Below are 13,569 nucleotides of genomic sequence, written 5' to 3'. Positions count from 1 at the left end.
TATTATTACTCACATTTTTCCGGATAATTTACCAATTGGAACATCTGATAAACTTTCTAGTTTACGAAATAATGCTTCTAATGTTGAGCCGTCTGCTATGCAGATATTTTCAAAGTTTTTTAAGGCAAATTGTACGCTATCTGGTAATGGTCTCGACTTTCTCATCAACCATTTTTGTCGAAAATGAGGTACTAATTCTTTAAATACTTTTTCAAACAAAATAGCTCTCAAAGTTAAAAATCTGAGTGATAATGCTTGTTGGCTAATTTCTTGTGGCTGACATCATAAAAAGCCTTCTCTCTTTAATAATCTGGTTAATTCTGTTACTCCTGCTACGTCTCGCCATAATAAACTTAATACGGAGACCATCATTAACGGTAGTGTTAAAATTCTATCTCTTAAATTTAGTTGGCGATAAAAAGTTTTTTGGGCCGCCATTGCTGGAATTAATAAATCTTCCAGGTGATTCGCGATCGCTTCGTTTTCTACTTGAGGACGATTTTTTTTCTTTGCACGATCTCGGTTGATTCGTTTTTTGCTACTCATAAACTGGTTCAATTATGGCTCAACTGCTTACCCGGTCAAGGTTTCATCCTATTTTACCTCTTGCAAGTCTACCCCCTTGACAATTTGCACTTTTTCTTAACTTGTCACAAATGGTCAACCGTCAACCGTCAACCGTCAACCGTCAACAGACTACTTTTGCGGGCGCTGATATTTACTCAATAAATCAGCAAAGCGTTTGTAATCCAAAGGCTTCCTCAAATACTCCGCCGCTCCCAATTCTAAACCATGATTTTGATCGTCCAAAAAAGTCAACATAATCACCGGAATATTAGCTAACTCCGGATCGGCTTTCAAGGCCGAGAGAACCGCCCAGCCGTCCATACTCGGCATCATCACGTCTAGAGTAATCGCATCAGGTAGCGACTCCTTAGCTAACTCAAGCCCTGCCTCACCGCTAGCTGACGAGAGTACCCGAAATCCTTGTTTCGACAAGCAGCGGGCGATCAAATCTCGCGAGTCAGGATCGTCGTCAATTACTAGCACAGTCGCAGCATCAGGAAGTTCCAGCGCTTGCGATCGCACTTCTTGCTGCGCCGTTTCTTCCGGTGTTCGATCGCCCTCGGCTTCTTTCTCGATTTTAATCGCCATCGGCAAGCGAATCGTAAAAGTAGAACCGCAATCAAACTGGCTCTCAACTGTAATATCCCCGCCCATCATCTGGCAAAACTTTCGGCTAATAGTAAGCCCCAAACCCGTGCCACCGTACCTGCGGGTAGTCGAATCGTCCGCTTGTGAAAAAGCTCCAAACAGCCTCGAAATCTGATCGTCAGTCATGCCGATGCCCGTATCGGTGACTTGAAACACGATCGAATATTTGTGAAATTCAGAGGCAATATCCGAGAGATCCTCGGAATTCTCCACCGGCAAAACTTCCGATTCTTCCTTCCAAACATTAATTGTAATTTTGCCTCGATCGGTAAACTTAGCAGCATTGCTGGCCAAATTCAACAGCGCTTGCCGCAGCTTCGCCGAATCAGCGTAGATCGTACCAATATCGCGATCGCAATTGACACTCAAAGTATTGCCATTTTTCCCCACCAGCGGTTGAACAGTAGTCATAACCTGATCGACTAAATTCAAGACATCAAAAGTCTCCAGGAAAAGAGTCATCTTTCCTGCTTCTATTTTAGAAATATCCAGGATGTCACTAATAATGTTCAGCAACTGCTTGCCTGCCATATTAATGCTTGCCAAATCCATCACAAACTCTTCTTCGCCGAGTTCAAGAGCCTCTTCTTGCAGCAGCTCGCTGTAGCCAATAATCGCATTTAAGGGCGTCCGCAATTCGTGAGTCATATTTGCCAAAAACGTGCTTTTCGCGCGGTTAGCAGCTTCCGCAGCGTTCTTAGCAATTTCCAATTCACCCGATCGCTCTTCTAGCTGTCGTTGCCGCACCTCCAAACCTTTGAGCAAACTGCTAATTTGCTGAGCCATTGTATTGAGAGTAGAAGATAGAACTCCGATCGCATCATTAGACACCACAGGCGATCGAGCCGTCAAATCACCGCTCGCAATCAGTTGGGCAGTTTCCCGGAGCAAACCCAAATTCCGAATAATCGCCGACACCGACACACAAGCAACTATACCTGCGATCGAACTCAAAACCAAAGCCCCCACCAGCCAACTCTGAGTGCGACTCGCCACAGCCATAGTTTGCTCGGCCAGCACCGCCATTGTTGCCTCCGCAGCCCCCGCTGGAGCTGATGCTGCCTGCATCGCCAGCAAAGAGTTCTTCATCTCCAAAGAACCCATCCACCCGACTCCCACCGCCATCCAAGCGATCAGTACCATGATCACAAACAGCCCGAGCAAAGAAGCCCTAGTACCCACAGAAATCTGCTTCGGACTTAGTGCGGCCGCCCAAGGGTAGCTTTTGAGAAAAGGATCCGGCTGTACAGGTGCCCCGGAATTCCAAATCTCCTCAATTTGACCGTCCGATCGCACCTGACCAATCCGCACTGTTTTCCAGGTATGCTGAGTTTTGGCATCTATTTTTACCATGCCAGAAGGCGCTGCAAACTCAATATTTTTAGCAGCCGCCCTGACTTTAATTACATCTATCGAACCAGCTTTTTCTACTGCTTTCTTCCACAGATAAACCCCCAAATAAGCCGCTTCGATTGGGTCATCCGTGACACGATTTTCCCCGTATCTCGCTTTATAATCCTTAACAAATTTCTGATTTTCCGCTGTATCAACAGTTTGAAAATAGTTCCAAACCACCCAATGTCCGGCAATATTGGACGGCCCTATCGCCCGTATTTCCTCTTCTGCCACGCTAACCGACATCACCGGCAAATCCTCCGGTTTCAAACCAGCTTCCCGCAGACGAAGGAAAAAAGCCACATTGCTGTCGCCGTTAAGACTGTTGAGAATCGCATCCGGTTTCACTGCTAAAATATGTGCGATCGCCTCGTCCACCTCCCTCGAACCCAGTGGCAGATACACTTCCCCCGCCAACTCTCCTCCGAGTGCAGCCAGTTGAGCTTTCACAATCAAATTTGCCGTCCGGGGAAAAATATAATCAGAACCCAACAGGAAAATTTTCCGCTTCCCCTGAGCCAGCAAGTAATTCACCCCAGGTACAATCTGTTGGTTCGGGGCCGCACCAGTGTAGAAAATATTCGGACACTGTTCTAGCCCTTCATACTGTACCGGATAAAACAGCAACCCATTGCCGTGCTCTAAAGCCGGCAGTACCGCCTTGCGACTGGCCGAAGTCCAACAACCAAATACCACCGCCACCTGCGATTCTTGGAGCAATTGCTTAGCTTTTTGAGCAAAAGTCTGCAAATCGCTGGCTCCATCTGCTATCACCGCTTCCAAGGGGCGTCCGAGTACCCCTCCCGCCGCATTAATTTCCTCAACAGCCAACAGCGTCGCATCTTTTACAGAAATTTCGCTGATGGACATAGTTCCCGTCAGCGAATGCAACACGCCTATTTTGATCGGCTCACAAGTTTGGCCGGCTGCTTCGAGGGGGTTACTGCTGCTTGCTCCCATAGGGTTTTAGATACTTTTTACTAATAACAGAAATTTTAGTTCAATCCTGCGGGAAGTTAGTCCGGAGGCTAACTCTGGTTTAGCAGATTATTTCACCCGATCGCCACACAACTTGACAATTGCTGCATCTTGTTGATTTTAACGGTCAAACCTTCCTGCATTGACTTAATTCTGCACTAACCTGTCACCGATTTTTCTCTCAATCTGTGACGGAGGTCTAAGCAGCCTCATCAAACAAACGGTAGAACCCACTTGTGCAATGCAGCAGAAAAATTATCTCCCTCTTGCCTTTTACACTCTCCCACGCTCTCATCCATCTCCTCTCCCCAACTCATTCACCGCCTAGCTGCGTGCGAGTCACCAACTAATAGCACCTACTCAGACACTATTCCCATTCCCATATCTTGCTTCCGGGAGATGTAACTCTCGGTAGATTGCTCTTAGTATAATACTCAAACCTCAAAACTCACCCACTCTTCCCCAGCCCCTATCACCCTTCAGGCAGAGGGAACTCTCCGTGCTTTACCTTAGGATCGAGGTAAGGTCAACTTTGAATTAGCCTTGTTGAAAATATTTTTGGCATAAATTAGGGTTGTCAGCAGTTGCCAAAATACCTAGATTTACCTAGAAATAAAAGTTAATTCAAGGGTGGTCAGTAGATTTAAGATAGATGTTAATATATAAAAATCAAGTCAGGCGAACCCGACAACTATCGAACTCAATGACCAGCATCACTTACTGCAAAGCACTTTCTACACCGATAGATGAGTTGAACGCGATCGGTAAAACTCAGCTAGAAATGTTTTTGAGCGCTTACACACCAATATTTCACAAAGCAGTATGTGAAACTGTCAACTTTATGATGTTAGGAGAAGGATTTAACAAGTCATACTGGAACACGCACCTACAAAAAACTTACGGTATTAGCAAACGTCATGCCAATGGTGTAATCTCATCGGCTAAGGGTGCTGTTGATAGCGCCAAGGAGTGCCGGATTTCACACATAAAAACCTTAGAAAATCAAGCTAAATCTTGTGAAGCTTGGCTAACAAAAGCTGAGAGAAAACTCAAATTAGCTCGGAAGTTTTACGCTAAAAAGAACTGGCAAAATAGTAAAAGCGGTTGTGCATTTCCGTTATCTAGTGACCTAAAGTATAGACAAACTAACTGGCAAAACCTACGCTTTCAGATACACAATAAAAAACGTAAGCTGACCAGGTATCGGCAAATATTAGCCGTCCTAAAATCAATCCCTGTGCGGGTTCGTGTCCCCAAGAATCAAGCCTTTATCGTGGGTTCCAAAGATGAATCTTATGGTAATCAAGTGTGTCAGTGGGATGGGGATAATTTAAGAGTTAGAGTGCCAGCTTGTTTAGAATCTAAGTTTGGTAAAAATGTAGATTCGTATATTGGCGATTTCCCTCGCAATATTAACCGATTACCAGCTACGGGCGCTAAAACTTGGCACTTCTATTATAAATCTGGTAAATGGTGTGTTGCTGTTAGTTTCACGCCCTCCAATGTTGAGCAGGTATCGCGTTCTGTAGATTATGGTTGTATTGGTATCGACATGAATCCCGGCTCGATTGGTTGGGCGTATATTGATACCGAAGGTAACTTGAAAGCACAGGGTAAAATTCGACTACAAACTGGTTTACGCAAGGGTCAACAGCAAGCTCAAATTGTTAAAGCTTGCCGAGAATTATCGGCATTAGCTATCAAGTTTCAATGTCCAATAGTCTGCGAGGAATTAGACTTTACCAGCAAGAAAGAGCAACTTAGAGAACGTGGCAAGAAATATGCTCGGATGCTATCAGGTTGGGCTTATTCTGAGTTGTTTAAGTTGTTAAACTCAATTCTTTCTAACAGAGGTATTGAGCTTTTAACGGTCAATCCTGCTTATTCTAGTATTATTGGTTTAGTCAAATATCTGAGGATGTATGGTTTGGCTAGTGATGAAGCAGCGGCGTTAGTTATCGGCCGTAGGGGAATGAGATTGTCGGAAAAAATACCAGGCTCCTTAACCGCCTTTGTTGAGGTGAACTCAACAAAGCACGTTTGGAGCCTGTGGAATCAACTGAATAAAAAAATCAAGCAATCTGGAATAATAACTAATAGACATAGTTACTATTCTAACTCTAACTGGGATTTCCTGGGCAACCTTGACATTGAGGAAGCGTAAGCGATAGGAAAGAATGCTTAAGAACCTTAAACCGCTGAGTCTTGCTAGGTTTACCTAGATTTTTAAAAGCGGTGAAAACTAATGAATATTGAAGAAAACCAGATCCACACTGTAAGTGGCAGCGAAGTTACATTACCAAAATCAAGGGAAAAATTGCTGGGCGAGGAAACAGAAAAAGCCCTCGGCCAGCAGAAACAAGAAAAAGCTCAAACTATGCGCGCTGTGGAACAGTTGAAAGAAGAACTTCAGCACAAAATAGATAAAGAATGTCATCACAAGGTAGATTAAAACTAATAACGTTTTTTTAGGGTGTGGGTAAGATGAAGTCTTGCCCACACTCTTTTTTTGAAGTCAGTTGTTAGTTGTTATTTGTTAGTTGTTATTTGTTAGTTGTTAGTTGTTAGTTGTTAGTTGTTAGTTGTTATTTGTTATTTGTTATTTGTTATTTGTCATTAGCGCGAGCGTCCTCGCTCGCGAACGTTTGTGAGTTGTCATTAGGAACGAAAAGTTAATAACTTACACAAGTTTGTGGGATGGGCGTCCCGCCCGTCCAGAAAGAATGGGCTCTCCCGCCCATCCCACAAGAACAATAAAAATTGTAAGTTATTTAATTCTCATTCCTTAGCGCGAGCGTCCCCGCTCGCGAACGTTAATTTCCCAAATCAGGATTTAAGTGTTTTGGTTTATGCTTCTGACAAAAAACTGATTTTGACTGCCAAGTACGACCAGCAATCAAATCAGATTGAAGACAAGTCTTGACTTGGTTAAAAAGCGGAATTTATAGCAGCGCGACGCTTTAATATTCCGCAGCTTTTTGAAGTCGAAGGAATCTCAATTTGAGACGGAACTGTTGTGTAGTTGGGAAAATAATTACCATGAGTAGCAGCGATAATTACAAGCGACAAATCATGAGCGATTTGGCTCAGGGCGATCGCGAAATGATGCCTGAGACAACGGGTGAAGAGTACGAAAATTTTGACGATTTTGCTCAGAGAACTTCCCCGGATCAGCGCAAACAATTATTCGGGCGTTCTTTTAATCACGAGTCTCTTCCGCCGGCACAGTTGGAACCGGAATTGCAAAAGGCGATCGCCCAAATCAAGCCGAACGAACTGGACGACGTGGCTCGGGAGTTCTTCAAGCAGTTGGACAAGAGAGGATTGAACGATCGCCAGTTGGAAAAGCAATTAGGACTTTCTACCCACCACGCGAGTCGCATGACTGCTGATGATGTTACCAAGCTTGCCTCGTTCACCTATCACAATCACCCGGATATTTTCCGAGAAGTGCTGGCAGAACAGCCTAGTTTGATGAAGTTTTTGGGAAATCCAGTGGTTGCGGGTATTTTGGGGATAGTTGCTGCTAAATGGCTCAACAGCCGGAAATGATTGAGGAAGGACTGAAGTCCTCACTACAAACCTTTAGAGATTGTTTGTAGCGAGGACTTCAGTCCTCTCTCATTTGATGAGGACTGAAGTCCTCACTACAAACTATTCGCTCGAATATCATACTAAATTTCGAGAGTTTAAATCTTAATTATGCCGCTGGTTGCTGTTAGGGTGAGTAGCGAGCATCTCATTTTTGCAAGAAGCGTTTTTTATTGTAGTGCTGTCCCCGCTCGCGTGTTTGTATAAACACGCGAGCGGGGACAGCACTATAAATGCAAAACTGAGATGCTCCCGGTTAGTAAAACCCACTGCCAATTGCCCACTCCGAATTTGCGATCGCCAATTGCTAATTATTGCTTAGATATAAAAATAGCTGCACAGCACTAAACTGCGGTACACCTGACACTCCGCAAAATTAAATGTAGGATTAAGTCTTGCCGTAAACCAGGAAAAAAGATGAACATATCCACTATTTGGCGAAAATTCCGCAGCCAGCAAGCCTTCTGCTTGGCTGCACTGCTTGCGGGTTGCCTTGTATTTATCGGTTGTTCCCCCGCCCAGTCAGCGGCTGGCAATTCAGTCGATCCCAAGTTTAAAGAGCAAGTCTTGCAGGTGATCCGCGAAAACCCCCAAGCAATTTTAGATTCGGTACAAGCGTATCAGCAACAGCAGCAGCAGTCTCTCAAAGCAGCGCAGGAGTCATTTTTCCAGGAGATGAAAACAAATCCCAAATCGGCGATCGGGGATTCTCCTAGCACGGGTTCGGCTTCGCAGCAGATTGTACTTTTAGAATTCTCTGACTTTCAATGTCCGTTTTGCGCGCGCGCTCACGATACCGTTAAGCAGTTTATGGCAAAACACCAGGACAAAGTTACTTTAGCTTACAAGCATTTTCCCTTGAGTTCAATTCACCCTCAAGCGCTACCAGCAGCTAAAGCAGCTTGGGCTGCACAACAGCAGGGAAAATTCTGGGAATATTACAGCGCTTTGTTTGAAGGGCAAAAACAGTTAGGCGAGGAATTTTACGGATCGATCGCCCAAAAGCTCAATCTCAAGTTAGATAAATTCAACAGCGATCGCAACAGCCCCGCCGCCGAAGCCGCGATTCAGAAAGACGTGCAACTGGCTCAAAAACTGGGAATCGAAGGCACTCCATTCTTTATTCTGAACGGCAAAACATTCTCCGGTGCGCTGGAGCTTTCTGAGATGGAAAAGATTCTCGCCAGTGTCTCCAAATAACAAGGTAAAAGATACGACAAACTTAGTTTTTCTGTCTTTTTCACTTTTTCGTTGCAATTTCAATTTGGAGTCGTTAAAGATGCATTCCCAGACTAAAGTCTGGGAACAATCAAAATTTAACTGATTAGCGGAATTCCCCATCCGTCTACACGGTGGGGATGGATAGCGCGGCTGTTGGAACTCCCCGATCCAACAGCCAATTAGCTTTGCCTTCGACCTAGAATATTTATTTACTGATTTAAGTTTTTCGTAGTAAGATAGAGACATGAAACACGCAGTCAAGGTACGAATTTATCCTAACGATGAGCAGCAAGTAGCGCTATCAAAAGCATTCGGCTGTGCCCGTTGGTTTTGGAATAATTCGTTAGCCATGACCAATCAACTTTATAAAGAAACTGGTAAAGGGCTATCCCAGGAAGGGAGAAACGACCGTCTACCTGCTCTCAAAAAAGAGTTTGGATGGTTGGCTGAACCTTATAGCCAAGTGTTGCAATCGGTGTCGCTAAACTTGTCTAGAGCGTTTATCAATTTCTTTGAGCGACGGGATAAGGAATGAAAATTTAATAACACAAGCAAGGTATAATAAACAAATGAGTGATTGCAAAGGATGTAACATTTCATTTTGTGGTCAAAACTCATCCTTAGGAATGAAAATTTAATAACACAAGCAAGGTATAATAAACAAATGAGTGATTACAAAGGATGTAACATTTCATTCTGGTGGTCAAAACTCATCCTTATTCGATGTTCACCTTCTTTGTTTTCCTAATAATTGGTTAGTTAATTTCCTTCATTTTGTTCAGGTAAATTTATGTATTACTCCTCTGAAATTACTGCTCAGATGCGGAAACTTTATCAATCTCTATCTGAAAAAGATCGACGAAGATATGCAGCAATAGAAGCCGAAAAACTTGGTTATGGTGGAATTAGTTACATATCCCGAATTTTGGCAGCAGACAGAAATACAATAGCCAAAGGCATTAAGGAATTAAAAAGTGAATCAGAGACTACTTTTGAGGGACACAGAATTCGTCAAAAAGGAGGAGGAAGAAAAACTAGCGAGTCTCTGATACCTGGCTTGAATGAAAGTTTTTTAGAAGTGTTAAAACATTATACAGCAGGCAGCCCAATGGATGAGAAAATTAAATGGACTAATCTCACTCAAGAAGAAATAGTTGAAGGTCTGAAAGTTCATGGCATAACAGTCAGTGTAACGGTTGTCAAAAAATTATTAAAAAAGCACGGATATGTGAAACGTCAAGCTCAAAAAAAACAAACAACAGGAATAACAAAGAATCGTAACGAACAATTTGAAAATCTTGCCAGAATCACTGAAGAGTATGAGTTACAGGGAAATCCTATCATTAGCATGGATACCAAAAAAAAGGAATTTATTGGAAATTTATATCGCTCAGGAACTCTGTATACTACCGAAACAGTTACCACACTTGACCATGACTTTTTCAGTTTGGCTGAGGGCAAAATAGTACCTCATGGAATTTATGATGTGCAACATAACCGAGGATATTTAACCCTAGGTATTAGTAAAGATACGAGTGAATTTGCTTGTGAATCGATTAAATCATGGTGGATAAATTACGGAATCTATCTCTACCCTCAAGCAAGTTCAATCTTGATTAAATGCGATGGAGGTGGCAGTAATAATTCTAATCACTATATCTTTAAATCGGATTTGCAAAAATTAGTCAACGTAGCTCCATATAGAAATCAGAATAGCACATTATCCTCCCTATACATTGGAGTATAATCCAATAGAGCATCGCTTATTTCCTCATGTAACGAGAGCTTGTCAAGGAGTGATTTTTACTTCTGTTGAGTTTGTCAAAGAGCTCATGAAAAAAACCCACACAAAACCGGACTTTCTGTGGTGGTAAATGTGCTTGATAAAATTTATAAAACTGGTAGAAAAGTAGCAGATGGATTTAAGAATACAATGAAAATTATTTTTGATGAATATTTGCCAAAATGGAATTACCGTGCTGTTCCGACAAATGAGTAGATAATGAAGTTATTAATTTTTCAGTCCTAAGGATAGGGATTTTGTTGATTTAGTAATTAGCCTTGGCAAACCGCCTCAAATTCTTTGGCTAACCTGTGGCAACATTACGAATAAAGATTTGCATCGTATTTTTACTCGTGCTTTTCCTGACGCAATTGAGCTATTTAATAATGGCGAAAATATTGTGGAAATTGGTAGGATAAAATATAGCCTTTCTCAAAAAGATGAGGTATGACAGACAGCTTACATAACCTCCCAGACAAAGAGGGCTCGCATCCCAACAACGTCCGCGAATCTTTCTGAGAACCGCTATAAATTACTTTCGAGTTTTCCAATTATCAATCTCCTTGGTCACAAACTTCTCTAAAAATGTGTTTTTAGTCATTAGTTAATAGAGTTAATAGTGAAAAACTAATAACTAATGACCAATGAATAATTAATCTAAAAATCCCATTAAGGTCGAGCTGTCGTCAATGTCGTTGGAAGCAATTGGCCGGTTGCCTCCCATGGTGGAGTAAACTTCATCAATGTGCAGATTGCTGATCGCAATAGGGCGCGCACCGGACATACTGAACATTTCGCTGACTTGCATGGCGCTGGAGCCGATCGGGCGTCTGCCGAGTGTAGCCACCACTTCAAAGTCGCTGGCTTCGATCGGGCGATTGCCTACAGTGCCGTAGGTTTCGCTGATGTGCAGGGTGCTAGCGCCGATCGGGCGATTCCCCGAGATCGAGACTGTCTCGCTGATGGTAAAATCGTTTGGGCCGACGGGGCGGTTGTCATGTAGGAGTTGCGGCTGATAAAGTTGAATGCCCGCTGATTTGGCTTCGCTGGCGGGTGGTAGGGCCTTGGTAGTGCCTTTGCCGCCGCGGGGGCTCGCTTTGACTTTGTCTTTGGGTGTGAGAGCCATAATTTTTTTTCCTTGCTGATTACTGGGTTCGGACAACTGCTTTTCTGGGCTTTCTGCTTTCTATTTGAACCGATAATTAAAATAATATTATAAAGTTTAACTATTTTCTTAACGAAATTGCAGAATCTCTGAATTTTTGTTAAAATTTATCGGTAATAGCGACATTTTCCTATGGTAACTGCGGCAGCATCTTTTCAATTGCAAGCGCCCTTCGATCCCACGGGCGACCAACCGCTAGCGATCGCCCAACTCGTCAAAGGCATCCAAGCGGGCGATCGATTTCAAACCTTACTCGGTGCCACAGGTACGGGCAAAACCTTCACCATTGCCTCGGCGATCGAAAAAATCGGTAGACCCACCTTAGTCTTAGCACACAACAAAACCCTGGCCGCTCAACTGTGCAACGAACTCCGCAATTTTTTCCCCAACAATGCAGTCGAATACTTTGTCAGTTATTACGACTACTACCAACCTGAAGCATACATCGCCGTCAGCGATACTTTTATTGAAAAAACCGCAGCAATTAACGATGAGATCGATATGCTGCGACACTCCGCCACGCGATCGCTCTTTGAACGCCGCGACGTAATTGTCGTAGCATCAATTAGCTGCATTTACGGTTTGGGAATGCCCGCAGAATACCTGAAAGCTGCTATCCCTTTGCAAGTAGGAATGGAAGTCAACCAGCGGCAAATATTGCGAGATTTAGTCAACGTCCAATACAGCCGCAACGACCTAGATTTAGGTAGAGGCAAATTTCGAGTCAAAGGCGATGTTGTAGAAATCGGCCCCGCCTACGAAGATCGAATTATTCGCGTCGAATTCTTCGGCGACGAAATCGATGCCATTCGCTACGTTGACCCCGTAACTGGTAAAATCATCCAAAGTACAACGGCTTTAAATATTTATCCTGCGCGCCACTTTGTGACTGCTGATGATAAATTAGAGGCAGCTTGCCAAGGAATAGAACTCGAATTAGAAGACAGGCTGCTAGCATTTGAAAAAGAAGGGAAACTATTAGAAGCGCAGCGGATAGAACAGCGCACCCGCTACGATTTGGAAATGCTGCGGGAAGTTGGATACTGTAACGGAGTAGAGAATTATTCGCGGCATTTAGCAGGCCGAAATGCCGGAGAACCGCCCGAATGTTTGATTGATTATTTTCCGAAAGATTGGATGTTGGTAGTAGATGAATCCCACGTCACAGTGCCGCAAATTCGGGGAATGTACAACGGCGACCAAGCGCGGAAAAAAGTATTGATCGAACATGGTTTTCGCTTGCCAAGTGCTGCTGACAACCGCCCTTTGAAAGCAGAGGAGTTCTGGGCAAAAGAGAATCAGTGCATCTTTGTTTCTGCGACTCCGGGGAATTGGGAAATGGAAATCTCGGAAGGGAGAGTTGCCGAGCAAGTAATTCGCCCTACGGGAGTCGTCGATCCGACAATTTTCGTGCGCCCGACGGAAGGACAAATTGACGATTTGTTGGGGGAAATTAAGCAGAGAGTCACTCGGGACGAGCGAGTTTTGGTGACGACTTTGACGAAGCGGATGGCGGAGGATTTAACTGAATATTTGCAGGAAAGGGCGATTAGAGTCCGGTATTTGCACTCGGAAATTCAGTCGATTCAACGCATCGAAATTATCCAAGATTTGCAGGATGGCAAGTTTGATGTGTTGATTGGCGTCAACTTGTTGCGGGAAGGTTTGGATTTGCCGGAAGTGTCGCTGGTGGTGATTTTGGATGCGGATAAAGAGGGGTTTTTGCGATCGGAACGTTCTTTGATTCAAACGATTGGGCGGGCGGCGCGCCACGTGCAGGGACAGGCTATTTTGTATGCGGATAATTTGACTGATAGCATGGTTAAGGCGATCGACGAAACGGATCGGCGCCGGGGGATTCAGCTAGCGTACAATAAGATGCACGGGATTACGCCGCAGCCGATCGCGAAAAAGCGATCGACTAATGCGATTCTGGCGTTTCTGGATGTGTCGCGCAAGCTGAACTCGCAGCAGTTGGAGGAGGTTTACGAACAGGTGGATGAGTTATCTTTGGACGAGATTCCTCAGTTAATCGGGCGGTTGGAGACGCAGATGAAGGCGGCGGCGAAGAAGTTGGAGTTTGAGGAGGCTGGTAAGTTGCGCGATCGAATTAAGCATTTGCGGGATAAGTTATTGGGACATTAGACATCGACCATATTTACCGTGGAACAGGCATCTTGCCTGTTCAAAATAGGCTTTTGATGTATATTAAACTCGGCGG

9 protein-coding genes and 3 pseudogenes are annotated in these 13,569 nt (G+C 43.9%); 9 read left to right on the top strand and 3 right to left on the bottom strand.

Features of this window, described 5'->3' with window-relative positions:
• Positions 1-12 precede the first annotated feature (12 nt).
• Both JGK16_RS01320 and urtA read right to left on the bottom strand, forming a co-directional pair.
• A pseudogene (locus tag JGK16_RS01320) lies at positions 13-546 on the bottom strand (IS4 family transposase); the annotation flags it as partial.
• Between the two features lie 150 nt (positions 547-696).
• Entirely contained in the window at positions 697-3,570 is a 2,874-nt protein-coding gene (gene urtA / locus JGK16_RS01315; RefSeq protein ID WP_293189359.1) for an urea ABC transporter substrate-binding protein, read from the bottom strand.
• 721 nt (positions 3,571-4,291) lie between these two features.
• Here urtA and JGK16_RS01310 point away from each other — a divergent pair.
• The 8 genes and pseudogenes from JGK16_RS01310 to JGK16_RS32665 all read left to right on the top strand — a co-directional run.
• Positions 4,292-5,752: a hypothetical protein gene (locus tag JGK16_RS01310; protein WP_293189357.1), complete on the top strand. Its 1,461-nt coding sequence runs from the start codon at positions 4,292-4,294 to the stop codon at positions 5,750-5,752.
• A gap of 81 nt (positions 5,753-5,833) precedes the next feature.
• Positions 5,834-6,040, top strand: a complete 207-nt coding sequence (locus tag JGK16_RS01305) for a hypothetical protein (RefSeq protein WP_293174182.1) — start codon at positions 5,834-5,836, stop codon at positions 6,038-6,040.
• Positions 6,041-6,627: 587 nt separating this feature from the next.
• Positions 6,628-7,140 carry a hypothetical protein gene (locus JGK16_RS01300; protein ID WP_293174185.1) on the top strand — a complete coding sequence of 171 codons (513 nt, stop codon included), beginning with the start codon at positions 6,628-6,630 and terminating at the stop codon, positions 7,138-7,140.
• A gap of 456 nt (positions 7,141-7,596) precedes the next feature.
• A complete protein-coding gene (locus JGK16_RS01295; protein WP_293174188.1) occupies positions 7,597-8,379 on the top strand; it encodes a DsbA family protein in 783 nt (260 codons plus the stop codon).
• 265 nt (positions 8,380-8,644) lie between these two features.
• Complete coding sequence (locus tag JGK16_RS01290; protein ID WP_293189355.1) at positions 8,645-8,935, top strand: helix-turn-helix domain-containing protein; 291 nt, start codon at positions 8,645-8,647, stop codon at positions 8,933-8,935.
• A 255-nt stretch (positions 8,936-9,190) separates the two neighbouring features.
• Positions 9,191-10,147: an ISAzo13 family transposase gene (locus tag JGK16_RS01285; RefSeq protein WP_293202696.1), complete on the top strand. Its 957-nt coding sequence runs from the start codon at positions 9,191-9,193 to the stop codon at positions 10,145-10,147.
• Positions 10,137-10,399: pseudogene (locus JGK16_RS32670) on the top strand (hypothetical protein). The gene JGK16_RS01285 and the pseudogene JGK16_RS32670 overlap by 11 nt, the downstream one beginning before the upstream one ends.
• 40 nt (positions 10,400-10,439) lie before the next feature.
• Positions 10,440-10,634: pseudogene (locus JGK16_RS32665) on the top strand (DUF5615 family PIN-like protein); the annotation flags it as partial.
• A gap of 201 nt (positions 10,635-10,835) precedes the next feature.
• Here the strand turns inward: JGK16_RS32665 and JGK16_RS01270 are convergent.
• Positions 10,836-11,309 (bottom strand): hypothetical protein, encoded by a 474-nt coding sequence (locus tag JGK16_RS01270; protein WP_293174197.1) that lies wholly within the window; start codon positions 11,307-11,309, stop codon positions 10,836-10,838.
• 171 nt (positions 11,310-11,480) lie between these two features.
• Here JGK16_RS01270 and uvrB point away from each other — a divergent pair, with 171 nt between their 5' ends.
• The gene (gene uvrB / locus JGK16_RS01265; protein ID WP_293174200.1) at positions 11,481-13,493 is read left to right on the top strand and encodes an excinuclease ABC subunit UvrB; all 2,013 of its coding nucleotides are present in this window, start codon (positions 11,481-11,483) and stop codon (positions 13,491-13,493) included.
• The last annotated feature ends 76 nt before the right edge of the window (positions 13,494-13,569 follow it).

The sequence above is a fragment of the Microcoleus sp. PH2017_09_SFU_O_A genome, assembly GCF_020738625.1.
Taxonomy (GTDB): Bacteria; Cyanobacteriota; Cyanobacteriia; order Cyanobacteriales; family Microcoleaceae; genus Microcoleus.
This window is presented reverse-complemented; position numbering and strand designations above follow the sequence as displayed.

Bases quoted from the DNA above. Each gene is read 5' to 3' on its own strand.
- urtA (WP_293189359.1), bottom strand. From the start codon at position 3,570: ATGGGAGCAAGCAGCAGTAACCCCCTCGAAGCAGCCGGCCAAACTTGT.
- JGK16_RS01310 (WP_293189357.1), top strand. From the start codon at position 4,292: ATGACCAGCATCACTTACTGCAAAGCACTTTCTACACCGATAGATGAG.
- JGK16_RS01305 (WP_293174182.1), top strand. From the start codon at position 5,834: ATGAATATTGAAGAAAACCAGATCCACACTGTAAGTGGCAGCGAAGTT.
- JGK16_RS01300 (WP_293174185.1), top strand. From the start codon at position 6,628: ATGAGTAGCAGCGATAATTACAAGCGACAAATCATGAGCGATTTGGCT.
- JGK16_RS01295 (WP_293174188.1), top strand. From the start codon at position 7,597: ATGAACATATCCACTATTTGGCGAAAATTCCGCAGCCAGCAAGCCTTC.
- JGK16_RS01290 (WP_293189355.1), top strand. From the start codon at position 8,645: ATGAAACACGCAGTCAAGGTACGAATTTATCCTAACGATGAGCAGCAA.
- JGK16_RS01285 (WP_293202696.1), top strand. From the start codon at position 9,191: ATGTATTACTCCTCTGAAATTACTGCTCAGATGCGGAAACTTTATCAA.
- JGK16_RS01270 (WP_293174197.1), bottom strand. From the start codon at position 11,309: ATGGCTCTCACACCCAAAGACAAAGTCAAAGCGAGCCCCCGCGGCGGC.
- uvrB (WP_293174200.1), top strand. From the start codon at position 11,481: ATGGTAACTGCGGCAGCATCTTTTCAATTGCAAGCGCCCTTCGATCCC.